This is a genomic window from Streptomyces sp. NPDC052773 (assembly GCF_044547145.1).
In the GTDB taxonomy this organism is placed as follows: Bacteria; Actinomycetota; Actinomycetes; order Streptomycetales; family Streptomycetaceae; genus Streptomyces.
Genome location: NZ_JBITZX010000001.1, coordinates 161,356 through 187,101 on the forward strand (window position 1 = coordinate 161,356; position 25,746 = coordinate 187,101).

23 protein-coding genes and 2 tRNA genes are annotated in these 25,746 nt (G+C 71.9%); 13 read left to right on the top strand and 12 right to left on the bottom strand.

Annotated features, from left to right (window positions below):
- Positions 1–198: 198 nt before the first annotated feature.
- Both ACIG0D_RS00705 and ACIG0D_RS00710 read right to left on the bottom strand, forming a co-directional pair.
- Positions 199–1,209, bottom strand: a complete 1,011-nt coding sequence (locus tag ACIG0D_RS00705; protein WP_399795426.1) for an SEC-C domain-containing protein — start codon at positions 1,207–1,209, stop codon at positions 199–201.
- A gap of 62 nt (positions 1,210–1,271) precedes the next feature.
- Positions 1,272–2,744 carry a glycoside hydrolase gene (locus ACIG0D_RS00710; RefSeq protein WP_399795427.1) on the bottom strand — a complete coding sequence of 491 codons (1,473 nt, stop codon included), beginning with the start codon at positions 2,742–2,744 and terminating at the stop codon, positions 1,272–1,274.
- 208 nt (positions 2,745–2,952) lie between these two features.
- Here ACIG0D_RS00710 and ACIG0D_RS00715 point away from each other — a divergent pair, with 208 nt between their 5' ends.
- The 3 genes from ACIG0D_RS00715 to ACIG0D_RS00725 all read left to right on the top strand — a co-directional run bounded on the left by ACIG0D_RS00715 (position 2,953) and on the right by ACIG0D_RS00725 (position 5,083).
- Positions 2,953–3,264, top strand: a complete 312-nt coding sequence (locus ACIG0D_RS00715) for a DUF6412 domain-containing protein (protein ID WP_399795428.1) — start codon at positions 2,953–2,955, stop codon at positions 3,262–3,264.
- A gap of 94 nt (positions 3,265–3,358) precedes the next feature.
- The gene (locus tag ACIG0D_RS00720; protein WP_399795429.1) at positions 3,359–4,075 is read left to right on the top strand and encodes a YidC/Oxa1 family membrane protein insertase; all 717 of its coding nucleotides are present in this window, start codon (positions 3,359–3,361) and stop codon (positions 4,073–4,075) included.
- A 150-nt stretch (positions 4,076–4,225) separates the two neighbouring features.
- On the top strand, positions 4,226–5,083 hold the full coding sequence (locus ACIG0D_RS00725) for a fumarylacetoacetate hydrolase family protein (protein WP_399795430.1): 858 nt from the start codon (positions 4,226–4,228) through the stop codon (positions 5,081–5,083).
- A 136-nt stretch (positions 5,084–5,219) separates the two neighbouring features.
- Here ACIG0D_RS00725 and ACIG0D_RS00730 read toward each other — a convergent pair whose 3' ends face one another.
- The 3 genes from ACIG0D_RS00730 to ACIG0D_RS00740 form a co-directional block, all read right to left on the bottom strand.
- Positions 5,220–6,089: an LLM class F420-dependent oxidoreductase gene (locus ACIG0D_RS00730; RefSeq protein ID WP_399795431.1), complete on the bottom strand. Its 870-nt coding sequence runs from the start codon at positions 6,087–6,089 to the stop codon at positions 5,220–5,222.
- A 94-nt stretch (positions 6,090–6,183) separates the two neighbouring features.
- Positions 6,184–6,672: a heme-degrading domain-containing protein gene (locus ACIG0D_RS00735; RefSeq protein ID WP_399796331.1), complete on the bottom strand. Its 489-nt coding sequence runs from the start codon at positions 6,670–6,672 to the stop codon at positions 6,184–6,186.
- A 38-nt stretch (positions 6,673–6,710) separates the two neighbouring features.
- The gene (locus ACIG0D_RS00740; protein ID WP_399795432.1) at positions 6,711–7,802 is read right to left on the bottom strand and encodes a Gfo/Idh/MocA family oxidoreductase; all 1,092 of its coding nucleotides are present in this window, start codon (positions 7,800–7,802) and stop codon (positions 6,711–6,713) included.
- Between the two features lie 47 nt (positions 7,803–7,849).
- On the opposite strand from ACIG0D_RS00740, the gene ACIG0D_RS00745 reads away from it, so the two are divergent.
- The 6 genes from ACIG0D_RS00745 (at position 7,850) to ACIG0D_RS00770 (ending at position 13,545) form a co-directional block, all read left to right on the top strand.
- Positions 7,850–8,986, top strand: coding sequence for an ROK family protein (locus tag ACIG0D_RS00745; protein ID WP_399795433.1), 1,137 nt, complete (start codon positions 7,850–7,852; stop codon positions 8,984–8,986).
- A gap of 185 nt (positions 8,987–9,171) precedes the next feature.
- Positions 9,172–10,017 carry a hypothetical protein gene (locus ACIG0D_RS00750; RefSeq protein WP_399795434.1) on the top strand — a complete coding sequence of 282 codons (846 nt, stop codon included), beginning with the start codon at positions 9,172–9,174 and terminating at the stop codon, positions 10,015–10,017.
- Positions 10,018–10,190: 173 nt separating this feature from the next.
- Positions 10,191–10,970, top strand: coding sequence for an HAD-IIA family hydrolase (locus ACIG0D_RS00755; RefSeq protein WP_399795436.1), 780 nt, complete (start codon positions 10,191–10,193; stop codon positions 10,968–10,970).
- A gap of 189 nt (positions 10,971–11,159) precedes the next feature.
- Positions 11,160–11,789 carry a hypothetical protein gene (locus ACIG0D_RS00760; RefSeq protein WP_399795437.1) on the top strand — a complete coding sequence of 210 codons (630 nt, stop codon included), beginning with the start codon at positions 11,160–11,162 and terminating at the stop codon, positions 11,787–11,789.
- A 3-nt stretch (positions 11,790–11,792) separates the two neighbouring features.
- Positions 11,793–12,458 carry a class F sortase gene (locus ACIG0D_RS00765; protein WP_399795438.1) on the top strand — a complete coding sequence of 222 codons (666 nt, stop codon included), beginning with the start codon at positions 11,793–11,795 and terminating at the stop codon, positions 12,456–12,458.
- A gap of 64 nt (positions 12,459–12,522) precedes the next feature.
- On the top strand, positions 12,523–13,545 hold the full coding sequence (locus ACIG0D_RS00770; RefSeq protein WP_399795439.1) for a glycoside hydrolase family 6 protein: 1,023 nt from the start codon (positions 12,523–12,525) through the stop codon (positions 13,543–13,545).
- 53 nt (positions 13,546–13,598) lie between these two features.
- Here ACIG0D_RS00770 and ACIG0D_RS00775 read toward each other — a convergent pair whose 3' ends face one another.
- The 3 genes from ACIG0D_RS00775 to ACIG0D_RS00785 all read right to left on the bottom strand — a co-directional run bounded on the left by ACIG0D_RS00775 (position 13,599) and on the right by ACIG0D_RS00785 (position 18,132).
- Positions 13,599–15,536 carry a galactose oxidase-like domain-containing protein gene (locus ACIG0D_RS00775; protein ID WP_399795440.1) on the bottom strand — a complete coding sequence of 646 codons (1,938 nt, stop codon included), beginning with the start codon at positions 15,534–15,536 and terminating at the stop codon, positions 13,599–13,601.
- A complete protein-coding gene (locus tag ACIG0D_RS00780; protein ID WP_399795441.1) occupies positions 15,533–17,539 on the bottom strand; it encodes a glycosyltransferase family 2 protein in 2,007 nt (668 codons plus the stop codon). Before ACIG0D_RS00780 ends, ACIG0D_RS00775 begins: the two co-directional genes overlap by 4 nt.
- Before the next feature lie 519 nt (positions 17,540–18,058).
- Positions 18,059–18,132 (bottom strand) — tRNA-Lys (locus ACIG0D_RS00785).
- Between the two features lie 197 nt (positions 18,133–18,329).
- Here ACIG0D_RS00785 and ACIG0D_RS00790 point away from each other — a divergent pair.
- The 3 genes from ACIG0D_RS00790 (at position 18,330) to ACIG0D_RS00800 (ending at position 21,596) form a co-directional block, all read left to right on the top strand.
- Entirely contained in the window at positions 18,330–19,664 is a 1,335-nt protein-coding gene (locus ACIG0D_RS00790; RefSeq protein ID WP_399795442.1) for a peptidoglycan-binding protein, read from the top strand.
- A 68-nt stretch (positions 19,665–19,732) separates the two neighbouring features.
- Positions 19,733–20,851: an SPFH domain-containing protein gene (locus ACIG0D_RS00795; RefSeq protein WP_399795443.1), complete on the top strand. Its 1,119-nt coding sequence runs from the start codon at positions 19,733–19,735 to the stop codon at positions 20,849–20,851.
- A gap of 139 nt (positions 20,852–20,990) precedes the next feature.
- The gene (locus tag ACIG0D_RS00800) at positions 20,991–21,596 is read left to right on the top strand and encodes a lytic polysaccharide monooxygenase (protein WP_365766567.1); all 606 of its coding nucleotides are present in this window, start codon (positions 20,991–20,993) and stop codon (positions 21,594–21,596) included.
- A 48-nt stretch (positions 21,597–21,644) separates the two neighbouring features.
- On the opposite strand, the gene ACIG0D_RS00805 is transcribed toward ACIG0D_RS00800, so the two are convergent.
- Positions 21,645–21,718 (bottom strand) — tRNA-Lys (locus ACIG0D_RS00805).
- A gap of 142 nt (positions 21,719–21,860) precedes the next feature.
- The gene (locus tag ACIG0D_RS00810; protein WP_399795444.1) at positions 21,861–22,619 is read right to left on the bottom strand and encodes an IclR family transcriptional regulator; all 759 of its coding nucleotides are present in this window, start codon (positions 22,617–22,619) and stop codon (positions 21,861–21,863) included.
- Positions 22,620–22,834: 215 nt separating this feature from the next.
- On the opposite strand from ACIG0D_RS00810, the gene ACIG0D_RS00815 reads away from it, so the two are divergent.
- The gene (locus ACIG0D_RS00815) at positions 22,835–23,329 is read left to right on the top strand and encodes a DUF3830 family protein (protein ID WP_399795445.1); all 495 of its coding nucleotides are present in this window, start codon (positions 22,835–22,837) and stop codon (positions 23,327–23,329) included.
- 48 nt (positions 23,330–23,377) lie between these two features.
- Here the strand turns inward: ACIG0D_RS00815 and ACIG0D_RS00820 are convergent, their stop codons facing one another.
- A complete protein-coding gene (locus ACIG0D_RS00820; RefSeq protein WP_399795446.1) occupies positions 23,378–24,760 on the bottom strand; it encodes an amidase in 1,383 nt (460 codons plus the stop codon).
- A gap of 34 nt (positions 24,761–24,794) precedes the next feature.
- The gene (locus ACIG0D_RS00825; RefSeq protein ID WP_399795447.1) at positions 24,795–25,742 is read right to left on the bottom strand and encodes a D-2-hydroxyacid dehydrogenase; all 948 of its coding nucleotides are present in this window, start codon (positions 25,740–25,742) and stop codon (positions 24,795–24,797) included.
- Positions 25,743–25,746: the final 4 nt, after the last annotated feature.

Genomic DNA, 25,746 nt, shown 5'->3' on the forward strand with positions numbered 1-25,746 from the left:
ATCAAGTACAGGTCGGGAGCAGCGATCAGCAACTGCTCCCCAGCACCAAGAGTCTCGCACTTCCCGCCAGGTCATCCGAGCGCCGATGACAGGCTAGCCACCTACCACCCGAACTGATGCACGATTTTGCCAGATGTGCGCAGAGGTGTGCTCCGCATGCCTGTTTCTTGCCGCTGGACTCCGGCCGAACAAATACTGTCACTTGCCGTGACATTCGCCATAAACCCGCCCCACCCCACACCAACACCCATCCCCCCGCTCCGGCGGCCACCCCACCGCCCGCCCCCGCGCAGCCAGAATCGTCGCGTACTGCGGCAGCAGCGTCGCGTCCGACGGGGACGCGCCCTCGGACGCGGCGAAGGCCTCGTAAGAGGGGACGGTGCCCCGCACGATGCCCAGGTTCGACGTGCCGGAGGCGGCCAGCTCGCGCAGGGCGGACTCGACGGCGGCCAAGTGGGCCTCGTGGGACGGGTATTCCGAGGCGAGGTCCGGATAGTCGGAGAGGAGTTCCGACAGCTCGTCGGCCGGCCAGTGGAGGATCGCGACCGGGAAGGGGCGGGACAGGGCCTCGCGGAAGGTGCCCAGCTCGGCCTGGAGGCGGGAGATCTCCGCCCTCAGTTCGGCGGGGTTCTCGGAGCCGAGGGACCAGACGCGCTTCGGGTCGTGGAGTTCGTCCAGGGGGACCGGGGACGTGTGGAGGGTGTCCGCGAGGGTGTCCCAGTCGTCGTGGGGGACGCCCAGCATGCGGCGGACGCGGTGGCGGCCGAAGAGGAGGGGGTGGGCGGCGAAGGGGGGCTCCGCCGTGTCCGTGAGGAGGCGGCGCGCGCCCTCCGTGTAGGTCTCGTGCGCCGACTCCAGCTCGTCGTGCGACTCCAGGGCCTCCGCGACGATCACCCAGGGGGCGGCATCGCGGGGGGCGGCCGTCCTGATGCCCTCGATGATCGCGCGGGCCTCCGCCTCGTGGCCGTACTCCCACAGGTTCGCGGCCTTGAGGGCGCGGACGAGGTGGGGGTTCTCCAGGTTGGACGGGCCGGAGAGCAGGCGGTCGTAGAGCGCTGTCGCCGAGGGGCGGTCGCCGGCCAGTTCCCGGTGGGCCGCGGCGCGCAGCAGCAGGGCCTCGGCGTCCTCGGGATACAGACCGGCGGTTCGCTCCAGGCGGGCCGCTTCGGCGTGGTGGTCGACGTTTTCGGCGGGCGTGTCGGGGCGCATGGTGGACACCGTACTGCCCTCCGCTGACAAGGGTCAGGTATCCCGCGTCGAGTGGCGGCCGGCTACAACGCCACTCCGTCCACTTGCAACGTCTGCACCGCTCCCGCCGCGAACGGCACGCTCACCGACTTGCCGGTCAGGCGGGTGTCCACGTACGCCCGGTACTGGTCCCCGCCGGCCGTCACCGTGTTCCAGCGGGGGACCAGGCCGGCCGTGCCGCCCGTCACCGTCGTGAAGCGGGAGAGGTCGAAGGTGAGGGTCTGCGGCGTTGTCGCCGTGTTCACCGCCACGATCACCAGGCGGCGTGCCGCGCGGTCCAGTGCCGCCACCGCGTAGCTGACGCCCGTGTCCAGGATCGTCATCCCGGGGCGGATATGGCGGCTGAACTGGGCCATCACGTAGTACTTCTGCTGGACGGTGGTCGGCTGGAGCGTCGCCGGGTCGTACGCGATCATCGCCCAGCCCGGTGTCGGGTCCATGACCTGCCAGTAGCACCACGCCGTGGGGTGCAGCCAGCGGAAGTCGTAGCAGAGGTTGCGGGCCATGGTCAGGCCCGTGCCGTCGCCGTCGCCCGTCTCCGAGTTCCACAGCTTCTTGCCGGACGTCGTCACCACGTCCGTGTGGAGGAGGTCCCGGCGACCGCCCGCGCCCTGGTAGCCGTGCACGTTCACCTGCGACACCAGGGCCTTCGTCGACGAGCCGAAGGCGGACCAGGTGGAGCGGGCCACGTCGTAGCTGGTCTCGTCCGACGCCGCGATGCGGATACCGGTCAGGCCGCGCTTGTCCAGTTCGCTGCGCATGTACGGCAGCACCGCCGCCTGGACCGACGGGTCCATGTGGCAGCCCTCCTGCGTGCCCGTCGCCGTCCACCAGGTCGACGCCGGCTCGTTGAAGGGGTCGACGGTGGCGAAGGACACGCCCCAGTCCGACTTCGCCCGCGCGGCCACCGTCGCCAGGTGGGACGCGTGCTGGCGGTAGTTCCAGGTCTGGAGGTTGTTGCCGCCGTCCGCCGCGCCCGACGGGTTGTGGTTGGCGCACATCCACCACATCGGCGAGTTCGCGAAGAGTTCCGAGACGGCGCCGCGCCGGGTCGCCTTGACCAGCATCGCCCGCTGGTTCGCGTCCGCCGTCCAGTCCCAGGCCGAGGACGCCGGGTCCTCATTCCGCCAGTCCTGCCAGAAGCCCTCGATCTGCTTGAACGCGGGGATGTTCGGCGACTCGACCATCGACTCGCCGTTCACCGAGTTCCAGCTGCACGCGCCGAGGTTGTAACGGGCGATGTTCAGGCCCAGGCCGGGGAGGGTGCGGCCGCCGTACGCCACGGAGTTCATGGTGAAGAACAGGTCCGCGAAGTCGTCCCGGGCGCCGAAGACGTTGGCCCACCAGGCCAGGGACGTGCCCCAGCCCTCCCAGGTGCCGTACGTCCCGGACGGGTTCACGGTGATCGTCGCGTCCGCGCGGGCGGTGCCCGTCCCCAGGGTGCTTCCGAGGAGCGCGCCGCCCGTGGCCGCGAGCAGTGTCCTGCGTCGGATCATGGTTGTCCGGTCCTCCGGCTCTCTACAGTCGTGTCAAGTACATGTCATTCGTTCACTCGCGGCGCCTCCGTGCCGTCTGGAAGCATCACGGCTCCCGGGCGGCTCTGTCGAGAGTTCTGACGAGCCTTTCTCAAACCAGTGGAGGAAGTTCCTGAGGTATAACCGTTCCTACGTACACCTGCACGAGGTGAGAGAGGGGGCGCCGCCGATGGTCCAGGCCTTCAGCAAGCTGCGCCCCGCCGCCCTGCTGCTCTTCCTCTTCCTCGAGCTCGTCCTCCTCGACGCCGGCAGCCTCTCCGCGACCGTCGCGCTCGCCGCGACCGCCGCCGCCGGGTCCGCGCTGGCCGTCTGCTCGCTGATCGCCGCGCGCTGCGCGCCCGCCGTGCCGCCGACGCGGGTCCGGACCGCGATCCGGGACCGTGACCGCCGTACGGCCTTCCTGCCGCAACGCGATCCCGACGCGCGGGGGCGTACGCGTCCCCGAGCGCCCGGGCGTGCCCTCCCGGCGACCTGCGCGTAGGGCATCCAGCAGCATCTCCTCTGGTGACCCGCGCGGGTCGTCATGCCGCCATCCCTGTCACGGCACGACGAGACCCCGGAGGGCTCACTCACCCATGTCCGTTTTCGCCAACCTCGTCGAGCGGCTGGCCGACCTGCTCGCACCCCTCTTCCACGGCTCCGCGGCCGCCGCCGCGATCGTCCTGTTCACCGCGCTCGTACGCCTGCTGGTGCATCCGCTGTCCCGGGCCGCCGCGCGCGGCCAGAAGGCGCGGACCCGGCTCCAGCCGCGGATCGCCGAGTTGCGGAAGAAGTACGGCCGGGATCCCGAGCGACTGCAGCGGGCCGTGCTGGAGCTGCACCGGAAGGAGCAGGTGTCACCGCTCGCCGGCTGCCTGCCCGGATTGCTCCAGTTGCCCGCGTTCTTCCTCCTCTATCACCTCTTCTCCAACCCGACGATCGGCGGCGAGACCAACGAGCTGCTGGGGCACCGGCTGCTGGGCGCCCCGCTCGGCGACCACTGGGTCGACGCGCTGAGCGGAGGCGGCCTCTTCGGCGAGGCGGGGCTCGTGTACGTCGGGCTGTTCGTCCTCGTCGCGGCCGTCGCCGCGTTCAACTACCGGCGTACGAAGATCATGATGGCCGCCAACCCGGTGGCGCCCCTGGCGGACGGCGGGCAGCAGCTGCCCGGGCTCGGCGCCGTCACCAAGGTCATGCCGTTCATGTCCTTCTTCACGCTGGTCACGGTGGCCGTGGTGCCGCTGGCCGCGGCGCTGTACGTGGTGACCAGCACGACGTGGAGCGCCGTCGAGCGGGCCGTGCTCTACCGCTGACCCCGCATCGCGGAGGCGGGTCCAGTACGTGAACGGGGTATTGCGGACTGGACCCCCACCTTGGAGGATCGGCCAAGTCCTCCGAGGTCGCGCGCCGCCGCACCCGGCCGTCGCCTCGGTGGACCGCCGCGATCGAGGGAGATTGTGATCATGAAGCTGCTGCGAGTCGGTACGGCCGGGGCCGAGCGGCCCGCGCTGCTCGACGCCGACGGGAACCTGCGGGACCTGTCGGGTGTCGTGCCGGACATCGACGGAGCGCTGCTCGCGGACGACGCGGCGATGGCCCGCGTACGGGCCGCCGCCGAGAGCGGGGAACTGCCCCTGCTGGACGCGGCCGGGGTGCGGATCGGTCCGCCGCTGGGCGGCATCGGCAAGGTCGTGTGCATCGGGCTGAACTACCACGACCACGCCCGCGAGACCGGCGCCGAGCCGCCGGCCGAGCCGGTCGTCTTCCTGAAGGCCGCGGACACCGTGGTCGGGCCGAACGACACCGTGCTGGTGCCGCGCGGCTCGGTGAAGACCGACTGGGAGGTCGAGCTGGCCGTCGTCATCGGGCGTACGGCCCGCTACCTGGACTCCGCGGAGGACGCGCTCGCGCATGTCGCCGGGTACGCGGTGGCGCACGACGTGTCCGAGCGGGAGTACCAGATGGACCGCGGCGGCACCTGGGACAAGGGCAAGAACTGCGAGACGTTCAACCCGCTCGGACCGTGGCTCGTGACGGCGGACGAGGTGCCGGACCCTCAGAAACTCGGGCTGAAACTCTGGGTCAACGGGGAGCTGAAGCAGGACGGGACCACGGCGGAGCAGATCTTCTCCGTGGGGGAGGTCGTGCGGTACCTGTCCCACTTCATGACGCTCTACCCCGGGGACGTGATCAACACGGGGACGCCCGCGGGGGTGGCCTTCGGGCAGCCCGCGCCCAAGCCCTATCTCCGGCCCGGTGATGTGGTCGAGCTGGAGGTGGAGGGGCTTGGGCGGCAGCGGCAGGAGCTGCGCGGCGCGTAGGCGCGGACGCGGGTCGGCGGCGCGCGCCTGAGGGGTGGGGGCTGCGGTGCGCCGGCGTGGGGGCCGCGGTGCGCCGGCGGCTGCGGGTTCGTCGTGGTTGCTCGCGCAGTTCCCCGCGCCCCTGAACCGAGCGTCCTTACCCCACTGTCGATGCCAGGCGCTTCCAGGCCTCCCTCGGGAGGGAGTCCCTGTCCCCGTCGTCCACGAGCTGGAGGGCCACGTGGTCCGCGCCCGCCTCGACGAACGCGTCGATCCGGGCGCGGATGCGCTGCTCGTCGCCCCAGGCGTACACCGCGTCGATCAGGCGGTCGCTGCCGCCGTCCGCCAGGTCGTCCTCCGTGAAGCCGTGGCGGAGGAAGTTGTTGGTGTAGTTGGGCAGGGCCAGGTACATGGCGATGCTCTCGCGGGCCAGGGTGCGGGCCCGGTCCGGGTCGGTCTCCAGAATCACCTTCAGCTCCGGGGCGAGCAGCGGGCCGTCGCCCAGGATCTCCCGGGCCTGCGCCGTGTGCTCCGCCGTCACCAGGTAGGGGATCGCCCCGGCCGCCCGGTCGCGGGACAGCTCCAGGGTCTTCGGGCCGAGGGCCGCCAGCGCGCGACGGTCCGCCGGTACGCCCGCCTCGTCCAGCGCGTCGAGGTAGCCGACCAGGGCGGAGTACGGCCGCCGGTACTGCGCCGCCCGCTGGGCGTGGCTCACGCCGAGGCCCAGGACGAAGCGGCCGGGGTGGGCGGAGTGCAGCTCGGCGAAGGAGGCGGCGCTGTCGGCCGCCTCGTACTGCCAGATGCTCTGGATGCTCGTGCCGACGGTCAGCGTCGACGTCGCCTTCAGCAGCGGGGCGGCGTGCTGCGCGGCGCTGTTGCCGCCGAGCCAGACCGCGCCGAAGCCCAGCTCCTCCAACTCGGCCGCCGCCTCGGCGCGTTCACCGGCACCGGCCGGGTCCTCGCCGCGCAGGCCGACGCTCCAGATGCCGTACCGGCCGATCTGGTCCTTCAAGGGCGACGTGGTCATGCGTGTGATCCCTCCGGCGTGCTACGGCAGTTACCGCTGTGCCAACCGGAGGGAACGGCCACGTATTTCCCCGGCTGAGAACCCAACGGGGTCCTCAGGAGATCTTCAGGAACTCCTCCAGCGCCTCGACCACGAACCGGTGGTCCTGGAGCTGCGGCAGTCCGGACACCGTGACCGCGCCGATCACGCCCACACCCTCCACGTTGATCGGGAAGGAGCCGCCGTGCGCGGCGTACTCGTCCGGGTCGAGGCGGGAGGACTCCTCGAACGTCGTGCCCTTGGCGCGGAAGCGGGCTCCGACCAGGTAGGACGCCGAGCCGTAGCGCTCCACGACCCGGCGCTTGCGGGCGATCCACGCGTCGTTGTCGGGCGTGGAGCCGGGCAGGGCGGCGTGGAAGAGCTGCTGGCCCGCGCGGTGGATGTCGATGGCGACGGGGGCCTGGCGCTCCCGGGCCAGCCGGACCAGGAGGGAGCCCAGCTCCCAGGCGTCGTCGTTCGTGAACTGGCGGAAGACCAGGCGGCGTTCCTGGGCCTCCAGTTCCTCGACGCTCGGCGTCAGCTCGGGGGTGATCTTGGGAGTCATGGTGTGCGTGGTGTGCGGGGTGTGCTTCTGCGGGTGCGTCACAGGGTCACCGTCACTCCGTCTCGGGCCGAACGGCGGGCCGCTTCCAGTACGTCGAGGGCGGCGGCCGCCTCCAGCGCGGTCACCGGGTTGGGGCCATCCTGCACCAGGGCGCGGGCAACCGCCGCGTAGTAGGCGGGGTAGTCGCCGGGCAGGGTGGGCGCCGGCCGGCCGCCGCCGGTCAGCGGGGACTCGCCGGAGCCGACGCGGCCCCACAGGGACTCGGGCTCCGTGCCCCAGCCGTCCCCGTCTCCGCTGCCGGGGCGCTGCCCCTCGCGCAGGGCCGCCTCCTGCGGGTCCAGGCCGTACTTGACGTACCCCGCCCGCGAGCCCAGCACCCGGAAACGCGGGCCGAGTTGGGCGGCCGTGGCCGAGACGTACAGGTGGGAGCGGACGCCGTTGGCGTGCGTCAGCGCGATGAAGGTGTCGTCGTCGGTCTCCGCGCCGGCCCGGCGGACCACCGTCTCCGCGTAGACCTGCGTGACGGGGCCGAAGAGGACCAGGGCCTGGTCGACGACATGGCTGCCGAGGTCGTACAGCAGACCGCCGATCTCCGCCGGGTCGCCGGACTCCCGCCAGCCGCCCTTCGGCTGCGGGCGCCACCGCTCGAAGCGGGACTCGAAGCGCCATACGTCGCCCAGTTCGCCCTGGTCGAGCAGCGAGCGCAGGGTGAGGAAGTCGTTGTCCCAGCGGCGGTTCTGGAAGACCGACAGGAGCAGGCCGCGGTCCTCGGCGAGGGCCGCCAGCTCGCGCGCCTCGGCGGCGGTGCCTGCCACCGGCTTGTCGACGACGACCGGCAGACCGGCCTTCAGGGCGGTGCCGGCGAGCGGGACGTGCGTCTTGTTCGGGGACGCGATGACGATCAGGTCGAGGTCGTCGGCGCGGTCGAACAGCTCGTCCGGCGTGGCGGCGATCCGGACGCCCGGATGCTCGGCGCGGGCCTGGTCCTGCCGCTCCGGATTGGAGGTGACCACCGTGTCGAGGGCGAGGCCGTCGGTGGTGGCGATCAGCGGGGCGTGGAAGACGGATCCCGCGAGGCCGTAGCCGATGAGGCCGACGCGGAGGGGGGTGCCTGAGGTGCCAGTCGTCATGCGTCCACTTTCGCAACGCTGTTGCCAAAGTGCAAGCGGTGGGCAGAATGGGTGCCGTGAACAGGACGAACGCAGCGGCGGACGGCGCGGGCGCGAATCTGCTGGCGCTGCGCAGCCACAACACCGCGCTGGTGCTGGACCTGCTGCGCACGGCGGGCGAGGAGGGCATCAGCCGGCTGGAGCTGGCCGAGCGCACCGGGCTCACCCCGCAGGCGGTCAGCAAGATCACAGCACGGCTGCGGGGCGAGGGGCTGGCCGCCGAGGCGGGGCGCCGCGCGTCCACCGGCGGCAAGCCCCGCACCGTCCTGCGGCTGGTCCCGGACGCCGGGCACGCGGTGGGAGTCCACCTGGACCGGGACGAACTGCGGGCCGTGCTCGTGGACCTCACCGGCGCGGTGGTGGCGCAGCGGCGCGCCCCGCTGGACCTCGGGGCGGGCGCCGAGGCCGTCCTGGAGGGGGTGCGGCGGGAGGTCGCGGGCCTGGTCGGCAGCGATGCGGCTCCGGGGCCGGCGGAGGGCGTGCTCGGCGTGGGAGTCGCCCTGCCCGGTCCCCTCGATCACGGACGTGGCGTACTGCACCGGGTCACCGGGTTCCCCGAGTGGGACGGCTTCCCGCTGCGGGACGCGCTGGCGCGGCGGCTCGGGATGCCGGTCGTCGTCGACAAGGACACCAACGCGGCGGCGCTCGGACTGGCGGTGGGGGAGGAGGTCGGCCGGGACGTGGGGTCGTTCGCCTACCTCCACCTCGGTACGGGGCTCGGCGCCGGCCTGGTGATCGGCGGCGCCGTGCACCGCGGGGCGCGAACCGGCGCCGGGGAGTTCGGCCACCAGGTCATCCACCTCGACGGGCCGCCCTGCACCTGCGGCGGACGCGGCTGCATCGAGGCCCTGTGCCTGGCCGCCGTCGCCGACGGCGACCTCGACCAGGCCGCGCGCGTGCTGGGCGCGGGCGCCGCGAACCTCGTCGGGCTGCTCGACATCGACCTCGTGCTGCTCGGCGGCCGTACGGTGGCCGGCGCGCCGGAGGCCTTCGTACGTGGTGTCGCCCGCGTCCTCGCCGACCGCGCCCGGCGCGAGGGCGCGGCCACGGTCCCCGTACGGGTCGCCCCCGGCGGTGAGCGGGGGGTCGCCGAGGGGGCGGCCCAGCTGCTGCTGGCACCGCTGTTCGGACGGGCGGAGTCGTGAGGGGCGGAGGGGTGAGCCCAAGGGCAAGGGGCTGAGCGGGCGGAGGGTCAGCGCGGGACGCTGAGCGGGCGGAGTGGTGAGCGCGGGACGCTGAGCGGGGCCCCTCCGCTGATCGAGCGGACTTCCCACCCCACCCGGAGCGCCTGCCCCCCACCCCCACCCCCATCCGGCATGGTCATGTGTTCATGCGACTGTTTCCGAGACCGCGCCGCCGCACCCCCGCTCCCCTCTGCCTCGCAGCAGCCGCCGCCCTCCTCTCCGCCCCGGCCCCGGCCCACGCCGCCACCCCGAGCCCGGCGCCCCCGTCCCCCACCCACACCTGCACCACCCCCGACACCCGCACCTTCCCCCTCACCACCCGCCTCCACGGCGGCCCCGACACCTACGTGGCCGGCGGCGGATTCGCGACCTGGTACCTGGACCTCACGAACACCACCGACCGCACCTGCGCCGGCATCCACCCGGTGGTCGTCCTCGTCGACGAGAAGCGCGCCCTGAAGCCCTCCCAGCCACGCCTGGAGTTCTACGACGGCGCCCGCGCCGAGCCGCACCCCGTGCGCTTCGAGGGGACCGACCGGGACGAACTGGTGGGCGCGTTCGACGACGGCTTCCCCGGATTCACGGTCGGCCCGCGGGGGACCGTCAGGGTGAAGGTGCGCCTCGCGCTGACCCCGGACGCCCGGCCCAACGAGGTCACGGCGACCGCCGCCGTCGTACAGCGCCGGGAGGACGACGGGGACTGGGTCGGGCAGTCGAACGACTACCGCTTCACCATCGGCACCGAGCCGTCCGAAACCCCCGCCCCCGACGGCGACCCCGAGGCCGATCCCGAGCGCGACCTCGAGGCGAGCCCCCGGTCGGACTCCGACGCCTCGCCCTCCCCGGGACTGCGGGACACCACCCCCTTCCCCGGCCGCCCGGACGAACTCGCCGCCACCGGCCCCGCCCTCCTCGCCCACGGCGCCCTCGCCGTCGCCCTCCTCCTGCTCGCCGGCACGGCCCTGTACCGCGCCCGGGCGCGCCGCCACTGACCCGGGCCCTTCGTACGTGCACCTTCGCCCACCCTCGTGAGCCGGCGCCGAAAACTGGTACCGGGTGATCGACGGGGTCAGGATCGCCGCCCCCTGACTAGGCTGGGGGCGTCGGTACGCCGTGGTTCCGGCGCCCCCGAGTACATCCGCACGTACGCCAGGAGTTGCAGCACATGGCAGACCGCAGGCCCATCGAGTCGTGGCTCACCGACATGGACGGGGTACTGATCCACGAGGGCGTCCCCATCCCCGGCGCCGACGCCTTCATCAAGAAGCTGCGCGAGTCCGGCAAGCCCTTCCTCGTCCTCACCAACAACTCGATCTACACGCCGCGCGACCTGCACGCCCGGCTGAACCGCATGGGCCTGGAAGTGCCGATCGAGAACATCTGGACCTCGGCCCTGGCCACCGCCAAGTTCCTCGACGACCAGCGCCCCGGCGGCTCGGCGTACGTCATCGGCGAGGCGGGCCTGACCACCGCGCTGCACGACATCGGGTACATCCTCACCGACCACGACCCCGACTACGTCGTCCTCGGCGAGACCCGCACCTACTCCTTCGAGGCCATGACCAAGGCGGTCCGGCTGATCAACGGCGGCGCCCGGTTCATCTGCACCAACCCGGACGAGACCGGCCCCTCCGCCGAGGGCCCGCTGCCCGCCACCGGCGCCGTCGCCGCACTCATCACCAAGGCGACCGGCCGCAAGCCGTACTTCGCGGGCAAGCCGAACCCGCTGATGATGCGCACCGGCCTCAACGCGATCGGCGCCCACTCCGAGACCAGCGCCATGATCGGCGACCGGATGGACACCGACGTCCTCGCCGGCATCGAGGCCGGTATGCAGACCTACCTCGTGCTCACCGGCCTGACCCGGCCCGAGCAGATCGAGGACTTCCCGTACCGGCCCTCGCACGTCGTCGACTCCATCGCCGACCTCGTGGACCGCGTCTAGGCACCGTCGCCGACCTCGTGGACCGCGTCCAGGCACCGTCGCCGACCTCGTGGACCGCGTCCAGGCCGCTTTCGCCACCCGGGTGAACCACCCGTGGGGCGGACGCCACCCGTTCGGAGCAGTCCGGCCCCCGCTGAGGATGCGGGACCGGGCCGCGCGGGGGAGTCTCCAGGTGTCTGGAGGTTCACGATGAGTTCTCTGCGACTCACTCTCAGTACCGGAATCCTGGCCGCCACCGCCGCACTCACCCCGGCGGCGGCCCACGCGACGGACGACGGCGGGGTGCAGGTCAGCCCGTCGTCCCCGGCGCCCGGCGGCGCGATCGCGCTGCGGGTCACCGGGTGCCTCGGCAAGACCGGCACCGCCGCCTCGGACGCGTTCGTCTCCGACGCCCGGCTGACCGCCGCCGACGGCGCGCTCGGCGGGGAGACCCAGGTCCGCTCCACGGCCCGCCCCGGCCCGTACGACGTCGAAATCGTCTGCGGCGAGATGTCCCTGAAGACCCGCCTCACCGTCGGCCTCGCCGGCTCCGCGGACCCGGCGACACCCACCGCACCCGCTTCGTCGGCCGCCCCGGACCCGGCGGCGCCCATCGCACCCGCCTCGCCGGCCGCCCCGGACCCGGTGACGCCCACCGCACCCGCCTCGCCGACCGCCCCGGTCCGCGCGGGCGGCGGCGGCACCGCGCACCTCGCGGCCGTCGACACCGGCTCCACCGGTCCGGGTGCCGCCCACGCGGTCACCGGGCTGCTCCTCGCGGCCGGCGCCGCCGTGGTCGTCGTGACCGGCCGCGCCCGCCGGGGCGGCAGGACGGGCTGACCCATGTCCGACCGGGAACACTCCTCGGGCACCGGGCGGCTGATCACCGGCGTGGCCTGGGCGGTACTGCTGCTCGGGCTGTGGCTGTGGGGCCGCGAGGTGACCGACGTAGGGCACGGCATATCCGGGCCGAAGACCGGTGACATGGCGGCGGTCGGGCGTCCCCCGGACGTCCGGCTGCCGCCCGCCCGCAGCCCGCTCGGCGAGGCGCTGCCCCAGCGCCTCGACATTCCCGGGCTCGGCATCCAGGCGCCGGTGGTGGCCCGCGGCCTCGACGCCCAGGGCGCCGTCGACCCGCCGCCGTACGACCAGCCGGGCGTCGTCGGCTGGTACGCGGCCGGTGCCGCACCGGGCGCGGCCGGCACCGCCCTGCTGGTCGGCCACGTCGACACCGAGACCCGCCCGGCCGTCTTCTACAAGCTCAGCGCGTTGCGCGCCGGGCAGACCGTGCGGGTCATCCGCGACGACGGCAAGGTCGCCGAGTTCACCGTCGACGACATCCAGGTCGTCACCCGCGACCGCTTCGACGCCCAGCAGGCGTACGGTCCGCGCCAGGACGGCCGCGCCGAACTCCGGCTGATCACCTGCGGCGGCAGCTTCGACGAGAAGACCCGCAGCTACACCGCCAACGTGATCGTTTCCGCCTACCTCACCGGCACGGTCCTCTGACCCGCCTCACCGACTTATGTCAGGATTGAGCCCGGGAACAGCGCTGCACCCAAGGGGGAGTTGGATGTACGGCAGCAGGGGGGCGGCCGGAGTGCGGGCGACCGCGGCGGTGCTGGGGGCGGCACTGCTGATCGCGGGATGCTCCTCCGACGACAAGGACGAGCCGGCCCACGGGGCGGCGGCGGGCATCACCCAGCAGCCCAAGAACATCGCCCCGTTCTGGGTCAACCCGGACGGCAACGCGGCCGAGCAGGTCGCCGCCTACGAGAAGGCCGGCAAGAAGGCCGAGGCCGAGCAGATCCGCAAGATAGCGCAGCAGCCGACCGGCGAGTGGATCAGCCCCGAGAGCCCCGAGGAGCAGGCGCGCGGCTTCACCGAGGCCGCCGCCCGGGCCGACCGCACGGCCCTGCTCGTCCTCTACAACATCCCGCACCGCGACTGCGGCCAGTTCTCCGGCGGCGGCGCCGCCGACGGCAACGCCTACCGCGCGTTCGTCGACAGCGTCGCCAAGGGCATCGGCGACCGCCCCGCGACGGTCATCCTCGAACCGGACGCCGTGCTGCACATGGTCGACAACTGCACGGCGCCCGAGTACCACGAGGAGCGCTACGACCTCCTCAAGGGCGCCGTCACCGCCCTGAAGGCCCTGAAGAACACCAAGGTCTACCTGGACGCGGGCAACGCCGGCTGGGGCCACCCGGACCAGATCTTCGAACCCCTCAAGCGCGCCGGCATCGACCAGGCCGACGGCTTCTCCGTCAACGTCTCGAACTTCTACACGACCCAGGACTCCATCGCCTACGGCAAGGAACTGTCCGCCAAGGTCGGCAACAAGCCCTTCGTCATCGACACCAGCCGCAACGGCAACGGCCCCTACACCGAGGGCAACCCCGACGAACGCTGGTGCAACCCCCCGGGCCGCGCCCTGGGCGAGACCCCGACCACCAAGACCGCCGACCCCCTGGTCGACGCCTACCTCTGGATCAAACGCCCCGGAGAATCGGACGGCGAATGCAAGGGCGGCCCCAAGGCAGGGGAGTGGTGGCCCGAGTACGCCTTGAAACTCGCCCAAGCATCAACCAATTAGGGGCGCCGGGAACTGCGCGAGAAACCACGCACCACCCGCAGACGCCAGAGGCGCTATGGCACCCGAACCCATTGCGCCTCGGACGGCGTCCCCTGATCGTCATCCACGAACAGCATGTACCACCCCGCCTGCACCAGATTCCGGTTCTCCGGCACCGTCACGGTCACCTTGTCCCCGGACGTCGTGAAGTCCAGCGCGATGGACCGCTGGTCCACATCCGTCACATGCGTCGACGCACTCGGCCGGATCAACCGCACCTTCTTGATGGACGACGCGTGCCGCGACGTGAACGTCCCCGACTCCCCGCGCTCGATCGTCTGCGGCCCCCCGGACAGCGAGGGCCGCGACCCTCGGAACAGATACGGCGGCTTGTAGATCTCGATCCGCTGCTCGAACTTCCCCGGCTTCGTGTTCGCCTTGTCCGCGAACAGCGAGTCGGAGCCGAAGAACATCACCGACCCGTCCGGCAGCAGGATCGACCCGGAGTGATAGTTCCGCCCCACCAGGGGGTCGGCGACCCGCTCGAACGAGTTGCTCTCCGGGCGGTAGAGCCGCGCCTCCAGGATGTTGGAGTCGCCCCGCCCCCGGTAGTCCTCCGAGCCGCCGGACACCAGCACGCTGTCGTCCGGCAGGATCGACGCCTGCGGATAGCGCGTGCCCTTGTCCAGCGACGGCCCGTCCACGAACCGCGGCCGGTCCGCCTTCAGGTCGACGATCCGCGTCTTCTCACTGGACAGCTTGGACTCGCCGACCCCGCCGCCGCCGATCACCATGTACTTCTCGTCCTGCGCCGGCGGCAGCAGCACCGTCCCGGAGGTCTCCAGCCGGTCGGCGTCGCTCATGCCGGGGATCTTCGTGAACCTGTTGCTGTCCACGTCCCAGACACCGGGGTCACGCCCCACGTCGTCCGGGCCGTAGCCCGCGTTGGACCCCGAGTAGAAGACCTTCCCGTTCTGCATCAGGAACAGCGCCGGATACGTCGGGAACTGCCGGACCTTGTCGGTATAGGCCCACTTCTTCGTCTTCGGGTCGTAGATCTCGTTCTTGCCCGGCACGAGCTGGCCGATGTCGTCGAGCCCGGAGACGCTGAGGATCTTCCCGTCGCTCAGCGTGGTGAGCGTCGGATACCAGCGGGCCTCCTTCATCGGGTCGACCTTGATGTACTTCTCGGCGACGACATCGAACTCGTAGGCGTCCCGGATCCCCTGGAAGTCCTTCTTGTCCAGCGCGAGTTTCTGCGCGATGCCGTAGGTGTTGCGGGCGTCGACACCGGTCAGGCCCTGCACGCGGTAGTTGTCCTGCGTACCGGTCTCGTACTTGGCGCCGCTCTTCTGCGCCTCGACGTAGATGCGGCCCAGCCCCGGGTCGTTGCGCAGGAACCGGCCGGTGGCCGGGTCGAACACCTTCTTCGCGCGCGGCACCAGCACCGGGTCCTGGGAGACGAACGTCTTGCCGTTCTCCTTGCCGGTGAACTTGGTGCCCGCGGGCAGCGTGATCGGCTTGTCGGGGTTCTCGTTGTGGACGATCATCAGGCCGCCGGCCTTGGTGACGTCACCCTTCAGCTTCTCGTACCGCTTCGTGCCGCCCGCGATCAGCAGATTGCCGTTCGCCAGCTGCGTGTGCCCCGTGCAGAACAGGTCGTTCGGCGTGGGCACCTTCTTGATGGTGCCCTTGACCGGGTCCCAGATCCGGGTGTCGTACTTCTTCGCGTCGAAGTTGTCCTGATTGTTTCCGGACCCCGCGACGAGCAGCACCTTGCCGGTGCGCAGCAGCGCCGCGTGAATGGTGTTGAGCCGGTATTCCTCGGGGAACTCGACGATTCTCCAGTGGCCGTTCTCCGCTTTGTACTCGGGTTTGTTGATTTGGTACTGGTGGTACTTCTCGGTTCCGAAGCGGTAGAGCCACGGACCGTTCATCCCGGCCAGCGCGACTACCACCGCCGTGCCTATCGCGAGTCGACGGGCGCGGCGGCGGCCGGCACGGTCGTTCATTCCTTACGTCCCCCAAGTCCACCAAGGGCGATCTGCATGGTCTCCTCGTTGCCCCCGCCGGTTCCTCCGTCGGCGCCGGCCCAGGTGGGCCTGGGCTGCGGGGCGTGCGGCGCGGAGGGCTGCTGCGGGACGGGCTGCTGCTGCGGGATGGGCAGCGGCTGGGTCCGGTGCGGCTCGGCGGTCTCCCGCGCATGCCTCGCCGCGGGCTTCTTCCTGGCCTGCCGCAGTTCGTGCCGCCAGACGAAGATCGGGAAGGCGGTGATCAGCATCGCGAACGTCGCCCAGATGATCATCGCCGGGTGGGAGTTCCCGAAGACGAACCCGGCGACGATCGAGGCGCCGAAGATCAGGATGAAGTACCAGTGGTACCGGAAGGTGCCGAGCCAGCGGTCCGGGCTCGCGGAGTCGCCCTTGGGCGTGACCACGAACTTGCTCTTGCGGCGCAGCACGGAGTCGATCAGCGCCTTGGCGTACAGCGGCGCGGACAGCGCGGACATCACCATGCCGGCGACACCGCCGGAGCCCTCCGGTTCGTGCGGGGAGACGTTGTGGCGGCGGTTCCAGATGTACAGGCCGATCTGGAGCGCGGACGCGTTGCCGTAGAGCATCAGCCACACGGTCGGGTCGATGTTCACACCCGAGGCGCCCAGGCCCAGGAACAGCGCGCAGCTCAGCGCCGCCAGAATCCAGTTCAGGGCGGACATCGGGTAGAAGATGATCATCATCGTGTAGTTGAAGAGCTTGCTCGGCGGCAGCGAGTACCAGCCCTTCCAGTACTGCTTGAGGATCGTCTCGTACGTCCCGCGCGACCAGCGCATCTGCTGGGTGAAGAAGTCCGTCCAGGCGCTCGGGCCCTCACCGACGGCGAGCACGTCCGGGGTGTAGACCGACTTCCACTTCCGCCCGGTGGCCGGGTTCTTGTGGCGGTGGATCTCGAAGCCGGTGGCCATGTCCTCGGTGATCGAGTCGTACAGGCCGCCGATCTGCTTGAGCGCCTTGATGCGTACGGCGTTGGAGGTGCCGACGAACATGGGGCCGCCGTAGCGGTTGCCCGCCCGCTGGATCAGCGCGTGGAAGAGGAACTGCTGCGACTCGGCGGCCTTGGTGACGAAGTTGTCGTAGTTGCCGTACACCTGCGGGCCGATGACGAAGCCGACGTCCGGGTCGCGGAAGAAGCCGAGCATCCGCTCCAGGTAGTTGGGCAGCGGCACGTGGTCGGTGTCGACGGAGGCGAAGAAGTCGTAGTCGTCGCCGTGCGCGTCGAGCCAGGCGTTGTAGTTGCCGTGCTTGGTCTTGGCGCGGTGCGGGCCCTTGGCCTGGTTCCACTTGGCGACGCCCTTGCGGGAGAAGTGGTGCACGCCGAGCCGGGCGCAGACCTCCTTGACCTCCGGGTCGTCGCCCTCGTCGAGCAGCCAGACGTGCATGACGCCCCGGTGGCGGATCCGCACGGCCGCCTCCAGGGTCTTCGTCACCATCTCCAGCGGCTCCTTGCCGGGCACGAAGGAGGTGAGGAAGGCGACTCTGGTGCCGGTCTCCGGGACCACCGGGATCGGGTCGCGGGCGACCAGCGTGGCGTGCGCGTTGGACACCACGTTCATGCAGCGGAAGAGCTCGATCAGACCGATCGAGACCAGCATCACGACGTCGAGCGCGGGCAGGAAGTCGTACGCCGGGTAGTCGCGCTCCGTCCAGTGCTCCGGCTGGAGCAGCCAGACCAGCAGGACCACCGAGAGCACCGGCGCGGCCATCAGCATCAGGGCCACCCGTATCCGGTGCGGCTCCTGGGAGATCAGGGAGCGGTACTGCACCGTGTACGGCTTGTTCGGGTCGGGCTGGGTGAGGGGACCCGCCAGCCGGCTGTAGTGCTCGTAGTCGTATTTCGGCAGCGTCTTCTTGATCCGTCGGAAAGTCCCCGTGGTGCTCATACGGTGTCCCGGCACCCTCAGCTGGGTGGTCTGGGACGGGTCGAAGTTCTGCCGGGCGCCCGTCGGCGTCGACGTCATGAGTCATCCCCCCACACGCGGGTCAGCGCGTGTCTGTCGGTTCCTTCGCCCGTTCCGGTCCCCCTCGACCTTCACAGGCGTCACAGTGGTGCGCCGCAGTTCACCACATGGTCCACACCCTATAGACATGGAACTGCGCGCTTCCGGTTGCATGATGCCCCCCTCGGCATCGCTTCATGAACCGGGGCCCCCTTCTCCCCGCTACATCCGGCAACCGGTGCCGTACCCCCCAATTGGCGCGTATCCGCAGCCTCTTGAGAGCAGGGTTCTACGGCGTTCAGCATGATCGCAAGACGCGATACACGGTATTTACCGGCTATACGCGCTCATTGGGACGTAAGTGGGATTCTGCTGGTGCACTTGTGCTCTTTCGTGAACGAATGTTTCCGAAGGGGTCCTGTCCCCTCTCCGGCCCTATACGGAGGAGGAGGGCCTCGCGTTCAAGATCCTCTTGTGGAGAATGTCCCAGGACAGCGAGAAGGCCCCCCGCTCGAAAGCGAGGGGCCTTTCTCGTGTCTGTGCGCCGCCAGGGACTCGAACCCCGGACCCGCTGATTAAGAGTCAGCTGCTCTAACCAACTGAGCTAGCGGCGCCTGCTGACGTCGATAACTCTACAGGACGTCCGAGGGTGCTCCGGACCGCCCGCCCGGTACATGACAGCCGGCAGCGCGCCCCCCGAACGGCCCCGTACATCATTCGGACCGTCAACATGCGGGTCCCGAAGACAGTTGAGAAACTGATCAACGTGCACAAGTGTGGACATTCCCGCCAGGAGTGTGAGGGGAATCGCATGGAGACTCCGGTTTTCTCAGAACTCGATCCCCCGCGCGACTGCGACTGCCCCGGCTGCGTCACCGCGCGCCGCACCCTGCCGCCCCCTCCCGGGGGCCATTCCCTCACCCCGCGTGCCGTGGCCGTCACCGCCGCGACGGCCGCCGCGCTCGCCGCCGGCCATGCGGCACCACCGGCCCTCGCCGCCTCGCACGCACCCCAGCGCCCCGGCGTTCCCGCAGGTGACGAGCCTGAGACCCCGCAGGGGAGCAAGGCGCCGCTGCACGGCCCGGCGGGCAAGCCGGCCCTCCCGAGCGTCCCGGCGAAGGCGCCCGCCACCACCCGGGCGGAGATCATCCGGCGGGCCAAGACCTGGGTCGCGGCGAAGGTGCCGTACAGCATGACCCGCTACTGGTCCGACGGGTACCGGCAGGACTGCTCGGGCTTCGTCTCCATGGCCTGGGGCCTGCCGGGCAACGAGTGGACGGGCACCCTGCACCAGTACGGCGTGCGGATCGGCAAGGACGAGCTGCAGCCCGGCGACATCCTCCTCTTCCACAACCCGGCGGACCCCCAGCGAGGCTCCCATGTGGTGATCTTCGGCGGCTGGACGGACTACACCCGCTCCTTCTACATCGCCTACGAGTCGGCCCGCCCGTACGCCCGCAGGCAGGCCACCCCGTTCGCCTACTGGGCGCAGTCCGACCGCTATGTCGCCTACCGCTACAAGGGGCTGAAGACGGCGGGCACCCCGGGCGGCCAGGGCGGCACCGGGGGCATTGGCACCGCGGGCGGGGGCGGCTCGGCGGCGACCCCCTTCCCCGGGACGGCCTACTTCGGGCCCGGCGCGAACAACCCGTACGTCACCCGGCTCGGCCGGATGCTCGTCGCGCGCGGCGCCGGGCGCTTCTACACCTCGGGCCCCGGCCCGCGCTGGACCGAGGCCGACCGCAGGGCCACCCAGGCTTTCCAGCTCGCCCAGGGCTGGACCGGAGCGGCGGCCGACGGGTTGCCCGGCCCCAGGACGTGGGCGCTGCTGGTCAGCGGCCAGGGCAGGAACGTCACCGCGGGGACGGCGGGCACGGCGGGCCCGTCCGGGGCGCCGGCGGCGCGGATCCCGGCGTTCCCGGGGCGGGGGATGTTCCGGCCGGGCGCGGAGAACCAGTACGTCACGCAGCTCGGCCGGCAGCTCGTGAAGAAGGGGTTCGGCGCCCACTACACCACCGGGCCCGGACCTCGCTGGAGCGAGGCGGACCGGCGCAACGTCGAGGCCTTCCAGCGCGCCCAGGGCTGGCGCGGCGGCGCGGCGGACGGCTACCCCGGGCCGGAGACCTGGCGCCGGCTCTTCTCCTGAACCACCCCGTACGGGACGACCCGTACGGCCCATCTGTGACGCATCTGGCGCGGAGGCTGGAGGCACGCATGAGTACGACTCCTGCAAGGACACCCGACCCCGGCGGCACCGACGGCGGCGCGGCCCGCCCGGGCCGTCTCATCCAGAACGAGGCGACCACCGAGATCCCCGTCCATCTGCTGTTCCGTGACGACCCCGACCCGGCTCCGGTGCCGCTCAGGCCCGCCGTGGTCAGCCGCCGGCAGGGCACCGGCGAGCAGCCCCGGCTGCGCCGCCCGGTGCCCGCGCGGACCCGGCTGGTGCCGGAGGTCGACCCGGAGCTGGCCGAGCGGCCCGCCCGGGTGCTGCCCGGCGCGGTCGGCGTCCTCGCCGGGCTGGCGGGGACGGCCGGCGCGCTGGCCACCTCCTGGTGGGCGGGCACGCTGCCGCCGCTCGTGACCCAGGCGCTGGGGCTGCCCGCCGCGGCGCCGGCCGGGCTGGGCCCCGCGCAGTGGGCGGCGTACGCCGGGGCCGGGGCGCTCGGTCTGTTCGGGTTCGGCGGGCTTGCCCGGGGGCGGACCGGGCGGGCCTGGGTGCTGGACCTGTTCGGCCGCTACCGGGGGACCGTCCGCCGCACCGGTCTGCTCTGGGTCAACCCGCTGCTGCTGCGCCGCCGGGTGGACGTCCGGCTGCGGCACTGGCGCAGCGAGCCGATGCCCGCGGCGGACGGCAGCGGGGTGGCGCTGCGGGTGGTGGTGCTGGTGGTGTGGCGGGTGCGGGACACCGCACGGGCCGTGCTCGGGGTGGAGGACCACGAGGGCTATCTGCGCGAGTGCGTGGAGGCGGCGCTGGCGCGGGTGCCGGTGGAGACGCCCGGCGGGGGCGGGTCGGTGACGGCCGCCGCGGAGACGCTGACCCGGCTCGTGACGACGGACGCGGCACCGGTGGGTCTCGAGGTGTTCTCGGTGCAGCCGGTGCGGATCGAGTACGCCCCCGAGGTCGCCGCCGCGATGCACCGCCGCAAGATCGCCGCGCTGGACGCGCAGCACCGGGCGAGCGTGCTGTCCTCGGTCGTGGACTCGGTGGAGGACACGGTGACCCGGCTGACCATGCGCGGCCTGGTGGAGCTGGACGACTACGAGCGCAAGGCCCTCGTGAAGGATCTGACGGTGGCGTTCTGCGCGGGGCGGGGGGAGACGGGCGCGTGACCCCACCGGGCGTGTGAGTCCGCCCCGGTATTGGTATGGACATGTTCAACTATCGGCAATAGTCTGAGACTTGGTCTAGACCTACGTGCACCACTGCACGGCTCACCGAACCTCCCCCACATCTCCGAGGAGCGGCAGCATGCGCACCAAGACCAAGTTGTCCGCGGCCGCGGTGGGGCTGGCGACGGCCGGAGCCCTCGCGCTCTCCTCCGGCGCGGCCAGCGGCCACGGCTACACCGACCTCCCCATCAGCAGGCAGAAGCTGTGCCAGAACGGCACGGTGACCAACTGCGGCGCCATCCAGTGGGAGCCGCAGAGCGTCGAGGGTCCCAAGGGCTTCCCCGCCTCCGGGCCCGCCGACGGGCAGATCTGCTCCGGCAACAACACCCGGTTCGCCCAGCTCGACAGCCCGCGCACCCCGTCGGGCGGCGCCTGGCCGGCCACCAAGGTCACCGGCGGACAGAGCTACACCTTCCGCTGGCAGTTCACGGCGATGCACGCCACGACCGACTTCAAGTACTACATCACCAAGCCGGGCTGGAACCAGAACCACAACCTGTCCCGCTCGGACCTCAACCTCACCCCGTTCCTGACGGTCCCCTACGGCGGCCAGCGTCCGCCGCAGACCCTCTCGCACAGCGGCACGCTGCCGTCCGGGCTCAGCGGACGGCACGTGATCCTCGCGGTGTGGACGATCGCGGACACCGGCAACGCGTTCTACGCCTGCTCGGACGTCACGTTCTAGACGGGAACGGAAAGGGCCCCCTCGCTCCGGCGAGGGGGCCCTCATCTGTGCGCCGCCAGGGACTCGAACCCCGGACCCGCTGATTAAGAGTCAGCTGCTCTAACCAACTGAGCTAGCGGCGCATGACTCCCGCCGTCCGCTCTTCGCGGCCGGCGACGAAGAAAATACTACCTGGTCCTCGGGGGTGCTCGTGACCACCGAGGACCAGGCGCGATGAGGGGCCGGACCGCCGGGACCGGATTCGCCGGGGCTGGATCGCCCCGCCTAGATCGCCAGGGACAGCAGCACCGGCGCCGCGTTCCGGTTCAGTGTGTCCGCCGCCTGGCGCAGCCGGTGCGCGTGCTCCACCGGCAGGGACAGCGCGAGACAGCCGACGGAGGACCCGGCGGTGATCGGGACGGCCGCGCAGACCGTGCCCACCGCGTACTCCTGGAGGTCGAGCACCGGCACCGTCGGCGGCTGCGCCTCCAGGCGGGAGAGCAGCAGCTTGTCGCTGGTGATCGTGTGCGAGGTGAGCCGGGCCGGCTTGTGCCGGGCGAGATGATCGCGGCGGCCGTTGTGGTCGAGCTGGCCGAGCAGGCTCTTGCCGACCGCCGTGGCGTGCGCGGAGCAGCGGAAGTCCACCCACTCGTTGACCGCCGGGGTGGCCGGGCTGTCCGCGTACTGGGTGACCCGGACCTCGCCGTCGACGTACCGGCTGATGTAGACGGCGGCGCCCACCGAGTCGCGCAGCCGGTTCAGGGTGTGCTGGAGATGGTCCCGCAGGGCCTGGTCACGGCCGTGCGCGGAACCGAGGCGGGCGAGGGCGGCGCCGGTGACGTACGCCCCGTCGGCCACCTGCTCGACGTATCCCTCACGACGCAGCATCCGCAGGAGGGTGGTCAGCCGCTCCGTGCCGAGGCCGGTCTGTCGGGCGATCTCGGTGTCGGTGACACCGGTGGAGTGCCGGGCCACCGTCTCCAGGACGCGGAGGGCGTCCTGAGCCGAGTGGTACGGCGCGGTCGGCTCGTGCTTCAGCGCCACGGTTTCCCCCTGTGCGCTCAGTCAATGTGCCGTGACCCGCTGTTCGGGTCGTCTCCACGATAACCGGCAAGAGGCTTCAATTGACCGGCAGTTGACGAGAATCCGCCCCCGCGAGCTGGGGGTTGGGTCAGTGGCATATGTCAGGAGCAAAGGCCTTGGCTGGCTCCGGACAGGGCGCGCGTGTGAAGGGCGCCAGGGCGGACACCCGCACGGGCATGGCCGATCGCTATGTCGAAGTCGCCCTGACCAAAAGGGATGTACGGTGCACCGCCCGGCTCCTCGACGACCGGGCCCCGCTCACCTGCGCGGCGGTCTGGGAGGCCCTGCCGCTCGTCGGGGACGTGTACCACGCGAAGTTCGCCCGTAACGAGATCTACGCCCTCTTCCCGCCCCTCACCGGCGTGGAGCCGCCCCTGGAGAACCCCACCGTCACGCCCATCCCCGGTGACCTCTGCTACTTCAGCTTCGAGGGGGCCCGGCTCGGCAACCGGGCCCACGGCTACGACCGCACCATCCGCCCCGAGGCCACCGTCGTCGACCTCGCCCTGTTCTACGAGCGCAACAACCTGCTGCTCAACGGCGATGTCGGCTGGGTGCCGGGCACGGTGTGGGGCGAGGTCGTCGAGGGGCTGGAGGAGATGGCGGCAGCCTGCAACGACCTGTGGCGTACGGGCGCGGCGGGGGAGACGCTGACCTTCACGCGCGCGTGACGCCACGCCTCCCCCCGGGGCGCTCGGGGCGAGGCCCGCCCCCGCGGCTCAGCCGCGCGTGATCCCCGCCTCGTAGAGCGCGTGCGCCGCCCGCAGCACCAGGTCGTCCCGGTGGCGGGCGGCCACCAGTTGCAGGCCGATCGGGAGCCCGTCCGGGTCCGTGCCCACGGGCACCGACGCCGCCGGCTGCTGGGTGAGGTTGAAGGGGTACGTGAACGGGGTCCACCCCGTCCAGCGCCGCAGGCCCGACCCCTTCGGCACCTCCGCGCCCGCCTCGAACGCCGTGAGCGGAAGCGTCGGGGTGACCAGCAGGTCGTACGACTCGTGGAAGAGGCCCATCCGGCGGCCCAGGTCCATCCGGACGTCCACTGCGGCCAGATAGTCCAGCGCGCTGTACCGGGCGCCGGCGGCGCGGATCTCGCGCAGCCCGGGATCGAGCAGCTCCCGCCGGTGCGGGCCGAGCCGCTCGGTGATGCGGGCCGCCCCGCTGAACCACAGGGTGTGGAAGGCGTCCACCGGGTCGGTCAGATCGGGGTCCGTCTCCTCGACGTACGCGCCGAGCCCCGCCAGCCGCTCCACCGCCCGCCGCACCGCCGACGCCACCGCCGGACGCACCGCCACCTGGCCGCCGAACGACGGCGAGTACGCCACCCGCAGCCCCCGCACCCCGTCCGCGAGCCCCGCCCGGAAGGACCCCGGCGGCGGCCCCAGCGCCGACCAGTCGCGGGCGTCGGGCACCGCGATCACGTCCATCAGCAGCGCCGCGTCCGCCGCGTCCCGGGTCAGCGGCCCCACGTGCGCCAGCGTCCCGAAGGGGCTCGCCGGATACAGCGGCACCCTGCCGTACGTCGGCTTCAGCCCGAACACCCCGCAGAACCCGGCCGGGATGCGCACACTCCCGCCACCGTCCGTGCCCAGCGACACCGGGCCCGCGCCCAGCGCCACCGCCGCCGCGCTGCCGCCGCTGGAACCGCCCGCGGTGCGCGCCGGGTCGTGCGGGTTGCGGGTGACACCGCACAGCGGCGAGTCCGTGACGCCCTTCCAGCCGTACTCCGGCGTCGTCGTCTTGCCGAGGAACACCGCCCCGTGCTCCCGCAGCCGCGCCACCGACGGCGCGTCCTCCGTCCACGGGCCCCGCGGGTCGATGGTCCGCGAGCCGCGCAGGGTGGGGTGGCCGCGCAGCAGCAGAAGGTCCTTCACGGTCACCGGCACCCCGTCCACCAGCCCGGCCGGCTCCCCGCGCCGCCAGCGCTCCTGCGACGCCCGCGCCTGCTCCAGCGCCTCCTCGGCGGTCAGCAGGGCGAAGGCGTTCACGGCCGGCTGGATCTCCGCCGCCCGCGCCAGCGCCGCCCGCATGACCTCCACCGGGCCGAACGCCCGGCTGCGGTAGCCGTCGACGAGCTGGACGGCGGTCAGCTCGGTGAGCTCCATACGGCCTCCTGTGAAATCGGTGCCCTGCGCGGTTTCAGTGCCCCGGTACGTATCCCCGCTGCTTGTCGACCACGTTGAACAGCGGCCGGCCCGCAGCCCAGCGCTCGAACAGCTCCACGAACTGCGCGCCCAGCTCGTCCCGCCAGCCCACCGTGTCCCCGCTCATGTGCGGCGACACGATCAGCCCCGGCAGCCGCCACAACGGGCTGTCCGGGCCGAGCGGTTCGGCCGCGAACACGTCCAGCGCCGCCCCCGCGATCCACCGCTTGGCGAGCGCCCCGGCCAGCGCCTCCTCGTCCACCAGCGCGCCCCGGCCGACGTTCACGAACCGCGCCGACGGCTGGAACACCCCGAAGCGGCGGGCGTCGAACATCCCGCGCGTGTCGTCGGTGAGCGGGGCCGCCGCGACCACCCAGTCGGCGCGCGCGAGCAGCCGGTCCAGGTCCTCCGGGCCGTGCACGCCGGTGCGCGAGGTGCGGCCGACGAGCGCCGTACGGACGTCCAGCGCCTTCAGCGTCCGCGCCACCGCCCGCCCCACCGGCCCGGACCCCACGACCACCGCGCGCGTGCCCGCCACCCGCTGCGACTCCCGGTGCCGCCACTCGCCGCGCCGCTGCAGGTCCAGCGTGCGCGGCAGATCCTTCGCCATCGCCAGCACCAGCGCGGCCACGTACTCGGCGATCGGCTGCTCGAACACCCCGCGCGCGTTCGTCACCACCGTGTCCGACGCCGCCAGCTCCGGGCACAGCAGATGGTCGACGCCCGCGCTCGCGGTGTGCACCCAGCGCGGCCGGGGCCCCTCGCCCGGCCAGGCCTTCCGCACGGCGTGCGAGGTGAAGTCCCACACCAGCAGGACGTCCGCCTCCGGCAGCCGGGCCGCGAGCCCCGCCTCGTCCGTGTGCACGATCCGGGCCCGGCCGGTGAGCCGGCCCAGCCGGGGGAGCGGGTCGGCGTCCAGGACGAGCAGCGTGGGGTCGGTCATCGGC